General features: G+C 67.1%; 14 protein-coding genes and 2 tRNA genes. 6 read left to right on the plus strand and 10 right to left on the minus strand.

The genetic code is table 11. From position 1 onward, the window contains the following. Nucleotides 1–20: 20 nt before the first annotated feature. Complete coding sequence (locus KB201_RS07655) at nucleotides 21–413, plus strand: holo-ACP synthase (protein WP_055474732.1); 393 nt, start codon at nucleotides 21–23, stop codon at nucleotides 411–413. A gap of 13 nt (nucleotides 414–426) precedes the next feature. Here KB201_RS07655 and KB201_RS07660 read toward each other — a convergent pair whose 3' ends face one another. Then, nucleotides 427–1,053, minus strand: coding sequence for a TetR family transcriptional regulator (locus KB201_RS07660; protein WP_055474733.1), 627 nt, complete (start codon nucleotides 1,051–1,053; stop codon nucleotides 427–429). Nucleotides 1,054–1,063: 10 nt separating this feature from the next. Beyond that, nucleotides 1,064–1,540, minus strand: a complete 477-nt coding sequence (gene bcp, locus KB201_RS07665; protein WP_055474734.1) for a thioredoxin-dependent thiol peroxidase — start codon at nucleotides 1,538–1,540, stop codon at nucleotides 1,064–1,066. A 150-nt stretch (nucleotides 1,541–1,690) separates the two neighbouring features. Between bcp and KB201_RS07670 the strand changes: the two genes are divergently transcribed. From KB201_RS07670 to KB201_RS07680, 3 genes are all read left to right on the plus strand, one after another. After that, nucleotides 1,691–1,915, plus strand: coding sequence for a DUF3618 domain-containing protein (locus tag KB201_RS07670; protein WP_058250014.1), 225 nt, complete (start codon nucleotides 1,691–1,693; stop codon nucleotides 1,913–1,915). A gap of 127 nt (nucleotides 1,916–2,042) precedes the next feature. Then, nucleotides 2,043–2,115, plus strand: a tRNA-Lys gene (locus KB201_RS07675). Nucleotides 2,116–2,428: 313 nt separating this feature from the next. Continuing rightward, nucleotides 2,429–3,619 carry an Ig-like domain-containing protein gene (locus KB201_RS07680; protein WP_058250283.1) on the plus strand — a complete coding sequence of 397 codons (1,191 nt, stop codon included), beginning with the start codon at nucleotides 2,429–2,431 and terminating at the stop codon, nucleotides 3,617–3,619. A 57-nt stretch (nucleotides 3,620–3,676) separates the two neighbouring features. Here the strand turns inward: KB201_RS07680 and KB201_RS07685 are convergent, their stop codons facing one another. The 5 genes from KB201_RS07685 to orn all read right to left on the minus strand — a co-directional run bounded on the left by KB201_RS07685 (nucleotide 3,677) and on the right by orn (nucleotide 9,157). Further along, nucleotides 3,677–5,728, minus strand: a complete 2,052-nt coding sequence (locus tag KB201_RS07685) for a neutral/alkaline ceramidase (protein ID WP_211538764.1) — start codon at nucleotides 5,726–5,728, stop codon at nucleotides 3,677–3,679. A gap of 814 nt (nucleotides 5,729–6,542) precedes the next feature. Continuing rightward, nucleotides 6,543–7,874 carry an RNA polymerase sigma factor gene (locus KB201_RS07690; protein ID WP_165630217.1) on the minus strand — a complete coding sequence of 444 codons (1,332 nt, stop codon included), beginning with the start codon at nucleotides 7,872–7,874 and terminating at the stop codon, nucleotides 6,543–6,545. A gap of 3 nt (nucleotides 7,875–7,877) precedes the next feature. After that, complete coding sequence (locus KB201_RS07695) at nucleotides 7,878–8,222, minus strand: YciI family protein (protein ID WP_010841666.1); 345 nt, start codon at nucleotides 8,220–8,222, stop codon at nucleotides 7,878–7,880. Nucleotides 8,223–8,382: 160 nt separating this feature from the next. Then, nucleotides 8,383–8,455: transfer RNA gene (locus KB201_RS07700), tRNA-His, on the minus strand. A gap of 102 nt (nucleotides 8,456–8,557) precedes the next feature. Then, entirely contained in the window at nucleotides 8,558–9,157 is a 600-nt protein-coding gene (gene orn, locus KB201_RS07705) for an oligoribonuclease (protein WP_068972491.1), read from the minus strand. Between the two features lie 62 nt (nucleotides 9,158–9,219). On the opposite strand from orn, the gene KB201_RS07710 reads away from it, so the two are divergent. Further along, nucleotides 9,220–10,776, plus strand: coding sequence for a helicase HerA-like domain-containing protein (locus KB201_RS07710; RefSeq protein WP_374193900.1), 1,557 nt, complete (start codon nucleotides 9,220–9,222; stop codon nucleotides 10,774–10,776). A gap of 19 nt (nucleotides 10,777–10,795) precedes the next feature. Here the strand turns inward: KB201_RS07710 and cmrA are convergent, their stop codons facing one another. The 3 genes from cmrA to KB201_RS07725 form a co-directional block, all read right to left on the minus strand. Beyond that, the gene (cmrA, locus tag KB201_RS07715; RefSeq protein WP_211538766.1) at nucleotides 10,796–11,602 is read right to left on the minus strand and encodes a mycolate reductase; all 807 of its coding nucleotides are present in this window, start codon (nucleotides 11,600–11,602) and stop codon (nucleotides 10,796–10,798) included. A gap of 41 nt (nucleotides 11,603–11,643) precedes the next feature. Further along, nucleotides 11,644–13,707 (minus strand): NADPH-dependent 2,4-dienoyl-CoA reductase, encoded by a 2,064-nt coding sequence (locus KB201_RS07720; RefSeq protein ID WP_058250285.1) that lies wholly within the window; start codon nucleotides 13,705–13,707, stop codon nucleotides 11,644–11,646. A 73-nt stretch (nucleotides 13,708–13,780) separates the two neighbouring features. Continuing rightward, nucleotides 13,781–14,329, minus strand: coding sequence for a PadR family transcriptional regulator (locus tag KB201_RS07725; RefSeq protein ID WP_211538767.1), 549 nt, complete (start codon nucleotides 14,327–14,329; stop codon nucleotides 13,781–13,783). A gap of 138 nt (nucleotides 14,330–14,467) precedes the next feature. Between KB201_RS07725 and KB201_RS07730 the strand changes: the two genes are divergently transcribed. Further along, complete coding sequence (locus KB201_RS07730) at nucleotides 14,468–15,787, plus strand: uracil-xanthine permease family protein (protein ID WP_068972489.1); 1,320 nt, start codon at nucleotides 14,468–14,470, stop codon at nucleotides 15,785–15,787. Nucleotides 15,788–15,834 lie beyond the last annotated feature (47 nt).

The following is a 15,834-nucleotide window of genomic DNA, read 5'->3' on the forward strand; positions in this document are numbered from 1 at the left end:
GCGCGAGCGACTACCAAGGGATGAGCGTTCTCGGTGTGGGAATCGACATCGTGTCGATCCCGGAGTTCGGCGAGCAGCTCCGGCAGCCGGGTACGACGTTCGCCGACCGGTTCACGGTCGGCGAGCGTCGGGACTCGGCCGCCGGGACCGGCGACGACGCCCGGCATCTGGCCGCCCGCTGGGCGGCCAAGGAGGCGGTCGTGAAGGCGTGGTCGGTGAGCCGCTTCTCGCGGTCGCCGCTGTTGCCGCTGATCCGGCACAGCGACATCGAGGTCGTGACCGACACGTGGGGCCGTCCGGCCATCCGTCTGTCGGGCGAGATCGGCGAGCATCTGCGCGACACGACCGTGCATGTGTCGCTGACCCACGACGGGGACACCGCTGCGGCGGTGGCCATCCTCGAGGGCAGGTAGCCCCGCGCGGCTCTCAGACCGTCGTCGACTCCTCGAGCAGCAGATAGCCGGCGAGCATCCGCTTGAGTTCGGCGACGGTCTCGTCGTGGTCGTGGCCGTCCTGTACGGAGAAGCTCAGGAGCGAGTAGGCCGTGTGGACGAGCACCTGGGACATCATCTCGCGGCGTTCGCGCTGCGACGGCGTGAGCGGCGCGATGATCCGCGCGACCTGTTCGGCGAGCACCCGTTCGTTCAGCGACGCCGTGGCGCGGGTCGCCGGTGTCGACTGGACGGCCAGCCACACCGCCCGCCGCGACGGGTCGGTGCGCCACAGGGCCGCCAGGTGATCGAGGAACTTCTCGAGCAGGCTGGGCCACTCCAGGGACGGCACCTCCGAGGAAAACGCCGTGAGTTCCTCGCGGACGTCGACGGTGTCCTGGCGGTCCAGCTCGCACACGATGACGTACTTGTTCGCGAAGTACTGATAGAGCGTGCCGATGGGGACCTCGGCCCGGGTCGCGATCTCCTCACAGGTCAGCGATTCGAACCCGACGTCGATCAACAGCTCGCGTGCTGCTTCGAGCATCGCCTGGAACTTGCGCTTGCTGCGTTCCTGAGTGGGCCGCTTGCGCGGCACCAGCGGTTCGGCGGACTCGGGCATCGGGGCCGGCTCAGACGGACAGGTCGCGGCGCAGCTTGGCGACGTGTCCGGTGGCCCGGACGTTGTACTGCGCGAGTTCGATCGTGCCGTCGGCGTCGACCAGGAACGTCGACCGGATGACGCCGGTGACGGTCTTGCCGTACATCTTCTTCTCCCCGAATGCGCCCCACTCGGTGAGCACCTTCTTCTCCGGGTCGCTGAGCAACGGGAACGTCAGGCCCTCGGCCTCGACGAACTTCGCCAGCTTCGCGGGCTTGTCGGGGGAGATGCCGAGGACCGCGATCCCGGCCTCGTTCAGCTCGCCGAGGTTGTCGCGGAAATCGCACGCCTGCTTGGTGCACCCCGGGGTGGCCGCTGCGGGATAGAAGTAGACGACGACCTTGCGGCCGGCGTAGTCCGACAACGAGACCGGGTCGCCGTTCGCGTCGGGCAGCGTGAACGACGGCGCCGTGTCGCCCACGGACAGTCGGGTGGTGGTCTCAGCCATGAGAGCCAGGCTAGTGCATGGCGACATGCCCGGATGCCGGGATGTCGTAGCATCGAGTCGCTGCCATCTGGCGGTTCGTCCCCGGCGCCGAGAGGTCGTGCGGCGGCCGGGAAGTGAGAAGACCAACGAGAAGCGCCGGAAGGATGCAACGTGGCCGGAGATACCGAACGTATCGAGCAGGACATCGCCAAGGCCCGTGAGGACCTCGCCAGCACGCTCGACGCGCTGGCCGAGCGCGCCAACCCCCAGCGGCTCGCCGACGACGCCAAGTCGAAGGCTCTCGCGACACTGCAGACGCCTGCGGTGAAGTACGCACTCGCCGGGGTCGGCGCCCTGGTCCTGCTCGTCGTCGTCCGCAAGGTCGCCTCGCGATGACCCGCTGATCCAGCAATCGGCGGCGCGACCTCGTCCGCACGGGCCCGTCGAACGGCAGAAGCCACTCCGACCAGGCGATTTCACTTCTGCCGCGGGGGTCCTGTAAGGTTCCATCTCGCACCGCCAAGCGCCATTAGCTCAATTGGCAGAGCAGCTGACTCTTAATCAGCGGGTTCGGGGTTCGAGTCCCTGATGGCGCACAGAGTACTCAAGACGCCTCGCATCGAGCGAGGCGTCTTGTGGCGTCTCAGACGGTTTCGACCGCGGCCGGTGGTCGATGAACGGCAGATGAACGTTCGGCGTTTCGGGTGCGCAACACGCCGCTCGAATGGATGACGGCCGAAGCGTTCGGTCCGATCTCTCGTACACTGGTCCGCGACATCGGGGTTCGGAATGTCCGTTTCGGATTCGGGGTGTGCAGTGTTCTCAAGGTTGCGGGGCAGCGTGACCGACCGGTTCGGGGTCGGGGCGTCGACAGGCGGGAGTGAGATGGGGATCGGTCGTACTCGGCGGATGCCGCTGATCATCAGCGGTGTGATGTTGGCAATCGTCGCGCTGGTGACGTCGTGCACGCAGGAGGCGTCGTACTCCGACAACGTCAGCAGTTCGAGTCTCTTCGACGATCTGCTCAAGCCGGGTCTCGAGATCACCGAGTGGGCCGAACGTCCCCTGAACGACAACGCCGTCGGCGTGCAGCCGGGTGCGCCCATCAAGGTGAAGACCAGTGAGGGCACCATCAGCCGGGTGCTGATCAAGAAGTCCGACGGCACCCCCGTCAAGGGCACCCTCGCCGACAACGACACGGTGTGGGTCAGCAACGAGGCCCTCGGCTACAACCGCACCTACACCCTGGAGACCGACGCGGTGGGCATCGGTGGTGCGGTCACCAAGAAGGTCACCTTCACCACGAGCAGCCCCAACAACCTGACGCAGGCGTATCTGACACCGAGCCCCGGCGAGACCGTCGGTATCGGACAGCCGGTCGCGGTGAAGTTCGACGAGCCGATCGCGGATCGTCGTGCGGCGCAGCGCGCCATCCGGATCACCACCGACCCTCCGGTCGAAGGGGCCTTCTACTGGATCAGCCCGAGCGAGGTCCGGTGGCGGCCGGCGGAGTACTGGAAGCCGGGCACCAAGGTGCGGGTCGCGGTCAACACCTACGGCATCGACCTGGGTGACGGACTCTTCGGCCAGGAGAACGTGCGGACCAACTTCACCGTCGGACGCTCGATGATCGTCACGGCCGACGACAACACCAAGCAGGTCGTCTTCGAACGCGACGGCAAGGTCATCCGGACCATGCCGACGTCGATGGGCAAGGCCGGCGACGAGACCGACAACGGCATCTACCTGGTCTCGGACAAGCACGACCACATCATCATGGACTCGTCGACCTACGGCGTGCCGGTCAATTCGTCGAACGGTTACCGCACCCCGGTCGACTACGCGACCCGGATGTCCTACAGCGGCATCTTCTTCCACTCCGCACCATGGTCGGTGTGGGCGCAGGGCAACACCAATACGAGTCACGGCTGCCTGAACCTGAGTCCGGAGAACGCTCTCTGGGTCATGGAGAACACCCTCCGCGGCGACCCGGTCATCGTGAAGAACACCACGGGCGGAACATTGTCGGGCACCGATGGTCTCGGCGACTGGAACATCCCATGGTCGGTGTGGCGCAAGGGCAACGCCGACAACGCCTGACGCTCAGCACGCCTTCGGACGCCACCGAACCGCAGCGCGGTCGGTGGCGTCCGTGCGTCAGCGGGACCCGACGCGGAACGTGCGACTCGTCCCAGAGACGGGCCTCGTCGACCCGTTCGCATCGCGGCTGTCCCCGAAGTAGCGGATGCGGTACATCCCGGACGCGTCCGTCGGCGACCGCCAGGTGATCGTGATCCGCGACGTGTCGGTGCTGCCGGCCGGGCGCGCCCACCGGAACTCCGTGGACCAGTCGTTGTCGTCGGCGACCGTCGTCCACTCGCTGCCGGTACGCCGCTGCACCTCGAGATAGGTCCGGCCGTGCCGGAAGTCGTTGTTGGGATGCGCGCCGACGAACTGCACGGTCACGATCGAACCGGGGCGGTACGTGGCGTCGGGTTCACGCAGGACGTCGCCGTAGCGTCGGCCCGGTATCGGACGGTCGGCGGGGACCGGGGGCACCAGGTCGGGTTGCAGTCCGGACTTGTCGACCGGCGCCGGACCACGGCCGATCCGGCGTCCGGACGACATGGCCGCGGCGAGCGCGGCGAACTCCTGCAGGTAGGCGGACAGGGTGTACCGCCCGAATTGGGTCTCGCCGCCTTCGTAGTGCTGCAGGTCGTATTCCTCGGGCGTCGTGACGTACTGGGTGTAGGCGTTCGCGAACCCCTGCACGAGGACGTTGTCGACGTCGGTCCGCAGTTCGTCGGCGACCACTCGACGCAGCCGCAGACCCGCGACGACGGTGACCTCGGCGGGTACGGCGACGAGCACGAGTTCGCCGATGCGCATGAGCTGCAGCGGCACCACCGCCGGGATCCAGCCCGAGGGCGGCAGCAGACCGAGCGGGAACGCGATCAGTTTGGGCGCCTGCATGTCTCGCATCCACGGTGCGATCGGTGGGACGCGGTCTCCGCCGAGCGCGGTGACGAGGGGATTGGTCATGCCCTCCACGAGGAAGGGCAGCGGTTGCTCGTAGTTGTCCTCGCTGCTGGTCGCGACCGCGCCGGCACCCATCATCGCGGGGGTGGTCGACGCCGGTCGGCCGTCGGGTGTGTAGGTACCGGAGATCCGGACCGCCGACATGTCGACGTACCGCACGATGGAGTCGACGCCGCCCCGGGTCATCGGACGGGCCGCCTCGAAGCCTCGCCGTCCGGCGACGTACTGACGCTCGCCGATGAGTTCGCAGTTGCGCCTGTTGTCCGATGTCGGTCCGCGCGGATCGAACTGCGCGAGTGCGAGGTTCGGCGTCATGTCGCCGGAGTTGGTCTGTGGGAAGGCGGCCACGAACCCGGGCAGGGTGCGCTCCCACAGGTGGCTCGCGTAACCCTTGTTGTCGCCGGCGATGAGGACGTTGCGGTCGGTGAGGGACGTGCCGTGTGTCGGGAACCAGGTGATGGCACCGACATCCCGGCCGCCGGAGGTGTCGTGCCGCCGCAGTCGTAGCACCGTGACCTGAGGGTCGATCGCATCGGGGAAGTGCCGCTTGTCTGCCGACGGGTTCGCGTCGAAGGCGACCCGGGATCGATTCCGGCTGGCGTCGTGCAGTTCCTCGCGGCCGATCGTGACGCTGCCGGGCGCGAGATTCTCGTGCGCGCGAACGATCGCGGCGAACATGCCGTCGATCTCGGCGTCGTAGGAGTTCTTCTTGAACCCGAACGCGGCGAGCGAATACGCGTAGTCCCAGGACGTGCCGCCGCAGGAGGCGTGCGTGTGCTGTGCGTTCAGATTCACGTTCGATTCGGTGTACAAGGAGCCGAATCGGTTGCGCAGCTTGGCCATCAGGCCCATGTGGTGCGACTGGAACAGGCATGCGAGGTCGGCGGTCAGGAAGACGACGCGCTGACCGGTGGCGGGATCGACGATGATGTAGGCCCGCGCCCAGCAACGCTGCAGGAGCCCGGCCGCGACCTGCTCTGGATTCGAATACCCCATCATGCCCTGGCCGGCGACCGCGCCCGTGACATCTCCGATGCCGCAGCCGACGAGGTAACTCGTCGACCCCGGGGGCGACGCGCCGGCCGGGGCGGCGGACAGGCCGGACCCGAGCCCGGCCGCGGCGGCGGTCGCGGCGGCACCGGCCATCAACTGTCTGCGCGTGAGGTCCACGTGCCGTCCTTCCGGGCGTCGGACGACACCGGCAGACGTGCGGTGTCATCGCGGCACACGCCCTGACGGCGCGGCCGTGTGGTCGAGATCAGTTCAGGACGTCGAACTCAGTCGTTGTCGTCGCCGCCCGGGATCCCGATGATGAACCCGATCCCGATGATGATGCACGAGATCAGGGCAACGGCAGGCATGACCCAGTAGGAAGGCATGTGGTGAACGTTACTGCGAGGCATGCCCATGCGCCCGGCTTCGGGGACTTTCGGGGACGAAGGTCCCCGGGCGCCGTCGACCCCCCGACCCCTGGACTTCAACTCGACCGGCAGACCTCGATCGAAGTCTGCCGGTCGAGTTAAAGTCTGGCGGTCGGGAGGTCACGCCTGGCAGACAACGACGGACCGTGAATTGTCCACAGCAACGACCTGACCGGAGACGCGTATTCGGCAGTGCACCGTCCCGGAGCCGATTGCGGCGATGTACATTGCGGCCGGCCTGGTCGCAGGTCTGGTGTTGAGTGTCAGTGAGTACCGTCCGGCGAGGTTCGAGTACGGAATCACATAGTCCTGCCACTGTCCAGGGGCATACGCGATCGACACGTGAGGGGCATCCGCCTCGATTGTGTAAAGCACGTTGACGCTGGCGTTCGCTGGCACAGCGTTCGTCAACCCGAGAGCAGCGCCGGCAAAAACGCAGAGCAGGGCGAGAATTCTACGCACGGGGATCTCCTAGACGGGGATCTCAGTGTGATACATCGCGGGTTCGGCGTAGTGAGGTTGACACCTATTCGTCCGACTGGACGACGGCTTCTGCAACGAGATCACATCTCGCCCAGCTTCCTGTCGTCTCGGACCGGGCCGGTGAAGAGCCCGGACAGTGCGTCGGCGAGATAGTCGTCCTCGGCGCCGTTGCCGGGTAGTTCGAGCGCGCGACGGTACGCGGTCGCCGCGCCGCGGTCGTCGCCCAGTTCGCTCAGCGTGAGGGCACGGGCGATGTGGAAGGGCCGGAACCGGTCGAGTTGTGTGTCCGACTGCAATCGATCGAGCATCGCGATACCGCGCGCCGGGCCGTACGCGCGTCCGACGGCGACTGCGCGACCGACGCGCACCACGGGTCCGGGATCGTGCACTTCGAGTAGTCGGTACAGGACGGCGATCTGGGTCCAGTCGGTCTCGTCCGCGGTGGCGGCCTCGGCGTGCACGGCCGCGATCGCCGCCTGGATCGTGTACAGACCGGCGTCTGCTTGTGCCGCAGCGTGTTCCGCGAGCGCGACGCCCTCGGCGACGAGCGCCCGGTCCCAGAGCCGGCGATCCTGGTCATCCAGCGGAACCGGTCGGCCGTCGGAGTCGAGTCGAGCCGGCCGGCGGGACTGGGTGAGCAACAGAAGGGCGAGCAGTCCGGTCGTCTCGGCGTTGGGGAGCAGTGCGCGCAGGGTGCGCGCGAGGGCGACGGCCTCGCCGGTGAGATCGTCGCGGATGTGCGCGTCCCCGGTCGAGCGCGCGAACCCCTCGGAGAACAGCAGGTAGATGACTCGCAGGACCCCGCCGAGCCGACGCGGGAGATCGCCCTCGCGCGGCGGCGCGAACGGAACACCCAGCGCGCCAATTCGCTTCTTGGCGCGCACGATTCGCTGCTGGGTCGTCGGTACCGGGATCAGCAGCGCATGCGCGACCTCCGCGGTGGTCAGCCCGGCGACGAACCGGAGGGTGAGCGCGACTCGATCCTCGGCGCGTAGCACGGGATGGGTGCAGGCGAAGAACATGCCGAGGCGTTCGTCCGGCAACCCCGGTGGCGGCGCCTCGGCCGGGTCTCTGAACTCCGCAGGGGTGGAGGCACGTTCGCTCTCGGTGTGCAGGCGGGCCAGTTTCCCGGCGAGGACGGATTCACGCCGCACCACGTCGAGCGCCTTGCGTTTGGCCGTCGTCGTCAGCCATGCCTCCGGTGAATCCGGGACTCCGGTACGCGACCAGGTGATCAGGGCCTGCGCGATCGCGTCCTGCAACGCGTCCTCCGCGAGGTCGAGATCGCCGAACTTCTTCGTGAGCGTGGCGAGTACACGAGAACGGACGTCGCGATCGACGGCCGACACCGCCCGGCGGGCCACGGACCCTGCGGAATCCGTGGCCGCCGAACGGTGTGAATTGTTCGTCATCGCTCAGTACGGTGCGAGCGGCCGGATCTCGACATGGCCGCCGGGCGCCGAACCGGGGCTGCGGCGGGCCCACTCGATCGCCTCGTCGACGTTCGCGACGTCGATGACGTACACCCCGCCGACGAACTCCCGCACCTCGGCGAACGGCCCGGACGACGCGACCACCCGCTCGCCGCTGTCGTCGGTGTGCACCACCGCGCGCTCGTCCTCCAGCGCGAAGGAGTTGACGACGACACCGGCCTTGGTGATCTCCTCGTCGAAGGCGAAGAACTCTTCGGGGCTGGCGCCACCGTCCTCACCACAGGCCGGATCGTTGACATGTCCCATGAGCAGCAATGCGTACTTCATCGTTCCTCCAGTCTCGGCCGACTGATGTGGCCATGATGCCGAACCGGATCGGTCCGACACCATGGTGACGTACGGCGATTCCGGATATCGACAGCAAGCCGGGGAAGAGACCGCAGCACCAAAAAGCCCCGCCTGCGGATCGCAGACGGGGCTTCGTCGGGGTGGATGACGGGACTCGAACCCGCGACAGCCAGGATCACAACCTGGTGCTCTACCAACTGAACTACATCCACCATCGGCGTCGGAAACCTGGGCGTCAGCGCCGGGTCTCAGAGCCATCAACACTCTAGCGGGTCGGTGCCGCAGAACTCCAATCGGTTACCCGACCTGCGTGTTCAGGCGGGGCCGAGGTCCTTGACGATCTCGGCGAGGGCATCGGTGTCCGGGCCGGGGGCGGGCACGAACGCCGCGGCGCGGTAGTAGCGGAGTTCCCGGATCGACTCGCGGATGTCCGCGAGGGCCCGGTGCGCGAGCCCCTTCTCGGGCTGGCCGAAATAGACCTTGGGGTACCAGCGCCGGCACAATTCCTTGATCGAGCTGACGTCGACCATGCGGTAGTGCAGGTAGGCGTCGAGTTCGGGCATGTCCCGCGTGATGAATCCACGGTCGGTACCGATCGAGTTGCCCGCGAGGGGGACCGCGCCGGCGGTGGTCACATGCTTGCGGATGTAGTCGAGCACCAGCTTCTCGGCTTCGGCGAGGGTGACGGTGGACGCCCGCACCTCCTCGGTGAGACCCGAGGCCTCATGCATCTTGGTCACCACGTCGGGCATCGACGCCAGCGCCTCGTCGTCGGCGTGGATCACGACATCGACACCGTCGCCGAGGATGTTGAGGTCGCCGTCGGTCACCAGGGCCGCGATCTCGATGAGTTTGTCCGACTCGAGTCGGAGTCCGGTCATCTCGCAGTCGATCCACACCAGTTTGTCCTGCACCCGACAACCTTAGCCAACCTCGCGCGCGAATCCGTGGGACATCGGCCCCCGAGGTCTATCGTGTGCTTGTGACCGAAGCCTCCAGTCCGGCGCAGCACATCGCCGCCGGATACGCGTTCAGCACCGCCGCACTCGAACTGGGCGCCGTCTCGGTGGCGGGGCAGGTGGATCCCGCGGCGAAGGTCCGAATCCCGCTGTCGATGATGAACCGGCACGGTCTCGTCGCCGGCGCGACCGGGACGGGAAAGACCAAGACGCTGCAGCTCATCGCCGAGCAACTGTCGAGCAACGGCGTTCCTGTCGTCATGGCCGACATCAAGGGCGACCTGTCCGGACTCAGCCGAGCGGGCGTGGGCAACGACAAGATCGCCGAACGCTCCCACCAGACCGGCGACGACTGGCAACCGGCAGCGCACCCGGTCGAGTTCGTCTCGCTGGGTTCGGAGGGAATCGGGGTACCGATCCGTGCGACCATCACCTCGTTCGGGCCGATCCTGCTCAGTAAGGTGTTGGGGCTCAACGCCACCCAGGAGTCGACGCTGGGCCTCATCTTCCACTGGGCGGACAAGAAGGCCTTGCCGCTCCTCGATCTGAAGGATCTGCGGTCGGTCATCGCCTTCCTCACCAGCGACGAGGGCAAGGCCGATCTGAAGGGGATCGGCGGGGTGTCGCGGCAGACCGCCGGCGTGATCCTGCGGGCGCTGTCGAATCTCGAGGCCGACGGCGGTGACACGTTCTTCGGCGAACCCGAGATCGATCCCGCCGACCTCATCCGGACGACGCCCGACGGACGCGGCATCATCACGTTGTTCGAGCTCGGTACCCAGGCGGCCCGCCCCGCGCTCTTCTCGACCTTCCTCATGTGGATTCTGGCCGATCTGTTCGAGTTCCTGCCGGAGGTGGGCGACCTCGACAAACCGAAGCTGGTCTTCATCTTCGACGAATCGCATCTGCTGTTCGACGATGCGTCGAAAGCCTTTGTGGACCAGGTCGTCCAGACGGTGAAACTGATCCGGTCGAAGGGCGTCGGCGTGTTCTTCTGCTCCCAGCTGCCGACGGACATCCCGAAAGAAGTGTTGTCCCAGCTGGGTGCCCGGATCCAGCACGCGCTGCGGGCCTTCACCCCCGACGACCAGAAGGCGCTGCGTACGACGGTCAAGACCTACCCCGTGTCGGAGGTCTACGACCTCGAGCAGGTGCTGACCTCTCTCGGTACGGGCGAGGCGGTCGTGACGGTGCTGTCCGAGCGCGGTGCGCCGACCCCGGTCGCGTGGACGGTGGTCCGAGCGCCCCGGTCGGCGATGGAGGCCATCGGCGCCGACGCCGTCACCTCGGCGGCGAAAGCCGGGCCGTTGTACGCGAAGTACGGCACGCCCATCGACCGCGAGTCGGCGTACGAGATCCTGGCCGCCAACACCCTCGCACCGGGGGAGCCCGCCGACGCACCGGCACCCGTGCCGCCGACGCCGGCCCCGGAGCCGATGCCGGAGGAGCCGGGGCTGCTGACCGAGGTGCTCACGAGCAAGCCGATGCAGAGTTTCCTGCGATCGGCGGCCAGCGCGGCCGGACGTGAGTTCAGTCGCGCGATCTTCGGCACGGGGCGTCGCCGCCGGCGCTGAACGGCGGTCTAGACGACTCCTACTCTGCGCTGAACTTGCGGTAGAAGCCGCCGACGATCGGGGCCACCACCCCGCGCGGTGTGTACCCGCCGGCCACCGACATCGCCTTGGACAGGGTGCCGGGCACGACGCGCATCTTGTTGTGCGCCAACGCGTCCAGACTCATCGCGGCGACCTTGGCCGAGGAGTGCCACAGGAAGTCCGGGACGACCTTGTCGACGATGGACGCCTCGTCCGGGGTGGGAGTGTGCGTGCGCACCGGGCCGGGCGCGAGCAGGGTGACGTGCACGCCCTGCCCGGACACCTCGCCGCGCAGGGACTCGCTGAAGCTGTTCACGAAGGCTTTCGATGCCGCGTACGTCGCGTTGTTGGGAATCGGCATGTTTCCGGCGGCTGACCCGACCATCAGGATGCCGCCCGAGCCGCGCCTGACCATCTGCGGGAGCACCGCCAGGGTGAGGTCGTGGACCGCGTTGACGTTGAGGCGGACCTGCGCGCGTTCGTAGTCGGCGTCGAGGTCGGCGACCGGTCCGAAGGTCGCGATGCCCGCGTTGTTGCAGAGGATCGAGATGTCGCGGCCGGCGAACTCGGCGGCGAGCACTTCCACCTTCGTCGGGTCCGACAGGTCGACCGCGCGGACCTCGACCGAGACCTCGTGTGCCGTGCGGAGTTCGCCGGCGAGTTCCTCGAGAAGGTCGCCCCGGCGGGCGACGAGGATGACCGAATGACCCCGGGCGGCCAGCGCGCGTGCGAGTTCCCGTCCGATTCCGGACGAGGCCCCGGTGACGACGGCACGGGCGGTGGCGGAGGGCGGCGGTACCGGCATGTCGCAATGGTAGCCGCCGCCTCTCGCGCCGAGACCGAGCGTCAGTCGATGCCGGCGGCGACCTCGGTGCCCTGCCGGATCGCGCGCTTGGCGTCGAGCTCGCCGGCGTAATCGGCCCCGCCGATCACATGCGTCGTGACCCCGGCCAGCGTCAACGGATCGACCAGATCGCGTACCGACTCCTGGCCCGCGCAGATCACCACGTTGTCGACCTCGAGCACGCGGGTGTCGGTGACGTTGCCCTCGTCGTCGCGGAAGCTCAGATGCAGCCCCTGGTCGTCGATCTTGTCGTAGGTGGCGCCGCTGATCTGCTCGACGCCCTTCATCTTCATCGTCGCGCGATGGACCCATCCGGTGGTCTTGCCGAGGGACTTGCCCTGCTTACCGACCTTGCGCTGGACCAGGTAGACTTGACGCACCGGCGGAAGCGGCCGCGGCTTGGTGACGAAGCCGGGCTTCTCCGGATCCTCCGTCACGCCCCATTCCTGTTCCCACTCTTTGAGATTCACCGTCGGCGACTCGTCGGTGGTGAGGAACTCGCTGACGTCGAAACCGATGCCGCCGGCACCGATCACGGCCACACGCTTGCCGATCTCCCGATGTCCGAGCACGGCGTCGGCGTACGACATCGCCATCGGGTGATCGACGCCGGGGAAGCTCGGGATGCGCGGCACGACGCCGGTTGCGACGATCACGTCGTCGAACTTCTCGGCGATGATCTGCTCGGCGTCGGCGCGGGTGTTCAGCCGGACCTCGATACCGAGCACCTCGATCTGACGGGTGAAGTAGCGGATCGTCTCGCTGAACTCCTCTTTGCCGGGAATGCGTGCGGCGATGGAGAACTGGCCGCCGATGGAGTCGCCGCCCTCGAACAGGGTGACCTTGTGGCCGCGCTTGGCGCCGGCGACGGCGGCCGAGAGGCCGGCCGGGCCCGCGCCGATCACGGCGAGGCGCTTGGCCTTTCGCGTCGGACCCAGGATGAGCGTGGTCTCGCGTCCCGCGATCGGGTTCACCAGGCACGACACGTGTTTGCCGACGAAGGCGTGGTCGAGGCAGGCCTGGTTGCAGCCGATGCAGGTGTTGATCTCGTCGGAGCGACCCTCGCGGGCCTTGTTCGCCAGGTGGGGATCGGCGAGGAACGGCCGGGCCATCTGGATGGCGTCGACGCGTCCGTTCGCGAGGATCTCCTCGCCGAGTTCCGGGGTGTTGATGCGGTTGGCCGCGATCAGCGGGATCGAGACCTCGTCGCGGAGCCGTTCGGTGAACTTCACGAACGCGCCGCGCGGCACCGAGGTGACGATGGTGGGAACCTGGGCCTCGTGCCAGCCGATATCGGTGTTGATGGCGTCGACGCCGTACTGCTCGGCCTTGCGAGCCATCAGCGCGACCTCGTCCCAGGTCTGTCCCTTGCGGATCAGGTCGGCGATCGACTGACGCAGGATCACCGGGTAGTCGCGGGGGACCTGACGGCGGATCTCCTTGATGACCTCGACCAGGAAACGCTGGCGGTTCTCGGTGTTGCCGCCCCATTTGTCGGTGCGGTCGTTGGTGTGGGGGCAGAGGAACTGGTTGATGAGGTAGCCCTCGCCGCCCATGATCTCGATGGCGTCGTAACCGGCCTTGCGTGCCAGCTTGGCGGACTGCCCGAACGACCTGATGACGTGGCGGATGATCGGCTCGGTCATCTTCAGATGCTTGAAGGGGTGGATCGGCGACGGATCGGTGCCGGGAGCGACCTTGAACGGCGTGTATCCATAGCGGCCGGCGTGGATCAGCTGCATCGCGATCTTGCCGCCCTCGTCGTGCACGGCCTTGGTCACGCGCTTGTGGCGGGTCATGTCGACGACGTTGGTCATCTTGCCGCCGGCGAAGGCGAGCAAACCCGTCCGGCTCGTGCCGAAGCCGCCGGTGATGATCAGTCCCGCACCGCCCTTGGCGCGTTCGGCGAAGTACGCGGCCAGCTTGTCGGTGTCCCAGAACCGGTCCTCGAGACCGGTGTGCATCGAACCCATGACCAGTCGGTTCTCGATGGTCATGCCGCCGATCTGCAGGGGCGTGAACAGGTGCGGATAGTGCTGGTTCGGTTGTGCCGTCGGGGCTGACATGGCGCGACCTTTCATCTCGGTGAACCTGGGTGGACGGATTGGCGATATCGAAGGTGTTGCGGGACCGGCGAACTCAGCTCTCGGTCAATTCCCGTTCGAGTCCGTGGATGACCTCGTCGCACCATTCGATGTATCCCTGCTCCTGGCGGATGCCGCCGCGGAGGACGAGGTACTGGTGCAGCTTGCGGCCGGAGAGCGTGTCGGGATCGGGGTAGTAGTCGGCCTGGAAGCCGGTGTAGAGCTTCAGCTGCGCGAGGTGCTCGTCGCGGTGGGCCTTGAGTTCGCCGATGATGGCGGCGAGGTCGCCGAACTCGGCGGCCCGCAGCTTCACGCCGATGTCGCTGCGGAGCGGTTGCAGTGGGGTCGGACTCATCGCCCAGTCGGCCAGGGCGTCTCGCCCCGCATCGGAGATCGTGTAGACCTTCTTGTCCGGACGACCGTCCTGACTGATCGACTCGACGCTGACCAGTTCGTCGTCGAGGAGCTTCTTCAGCGTCCGGTAGATCTGCTGGTGCGTGGCCGACCAGAAGTAGCCGATGCTGCGGTCGAATTGTTGACCGATCTCATAGCCCGTTCCCGGTCGCTCGGCCAGCGACACCAGAATCGCGTGTTCGAGCGCCATGAGAGCAAGCTAACAGTGCAACAACGCACTATGCAACAGGGTGTATATGAGTCGAGTTGCATATCGGGCGGCGGCGACACCGACCGAGGAGGACCCGAAGTGAGGCGTCGTCAGCATCCGTGCCGCACACTGTTCGGCATGGGTGAACCGGAGACGAGGTCTCGGAATCTGCTGTCCTGGAAGCTGACCGACAACGCGGTCGTGGCACCGGAGGAACGGCTGACCTGGCCGCGGACGGTCAGCATCGGTCTGCAGCATGTGGTCGCCATGTTCGGCGCGACCTTCCTCGTCCCGGTGCTGACCGGATTCCCACCGTCGACGACGCTGTTCTTCTCCGGCGTCGGCACGATCCTGTTCCTGCTGATCACCCGCAACCGCCTGCCCAGTTACCTGGGTTCGAGTTTCGCCATCATCGCGCCGGTGACAGCCGCCGTCGCCTCCGACGGGGCGTCGTCGGCGCTCGGGGGACTCGTGGCGGTCGGCGCACTGCTCGTCGTCATCGGGCTCATCAGCCATTTCGCGGGTGTGCGATGGATCGAGACCCTGATGCCACCCGTCGTGACCGGCGCGATCGTCGCGTTGATCGGGCTCAATCTGGCGCCGGCGGCCAAGAACAACTTCGTCGCCGATCCCGTCCTGGCGACGATCGTGCTGGTGCTGCTGGTGGCATCCGCGGTGCTGTTCCGCGGGCTGCTCGGTCGCCTGGCGATCTTCTTGAGCGTCGTGGCCGGCTATGTCCTCGCGCTGATCCTCGACCGGATCGACAGCGACAACGACTACATCGACACCTCCGCCATCGGCGACGCCGCCTGGATCGGACTGCCCGACTTCCAGACGCCCACGTTCGACCTGGGTGTCCTGCCGTTGTTCCTCCCCGTGGTGCTGGTGCTCGTCGTCGAGAACATCGGCCACGTGAAGTCGGTCGCGATGATGACCGGGAAGGACTACGACGCGACCATGGGTCGGGCGCTGGCCGCGGACGGAGTGGCCACCATGCTGGCCGGCAGCGGCGGCGGGTCGGCCACGACGACCTACGCCGAGAACATCGGCGTGATGTCGGCGACCAAGGTGTACTCGACAGCAGCCTATTGGGTGGCCGGCGGCGCGGCGATCCTGCTCGGACTGTCGCCCAAGGTCGGCGCCGTGATCGCCGCGATCCCGCCTGGCGTGCTCGGCGGTGTCACGACCGCGCTCTACGGTCTGGTCGGTGTCATCGGCGTCCAGATCTGGGTGGCGAACAAGGTCGATTTCTCCAAACCGATCAATCAGTTCACCGCGGCGATCCCGCTCATCATCGGCATCGCCGACTACACCTGGCAGGTCGGCGACCTCGTGTTCGCCGGGATCTCGCTGGGCTCGGTCGCGGCACTGGTCATCTATCACTCCATGCGCCTCATCGGCGGGTGGCGGGGGACGGTGGATGTCGGCCGGACGGGCACTCACCACGGCGACGCATAGGTGTCCGACCGACGAACCTCAACTCGACTGATCGACTTCGATCGAGG

It is taken from the genome of Gordonia sp. SCSIO 19800, from assembly GCF_018132775.1.
Lineage (GTDB): Bacteria > Actinomycetota > Actinomycetes > Mycobacteriales > Mycobacteriaceae > Gordonia > Gordonia hongkongensis.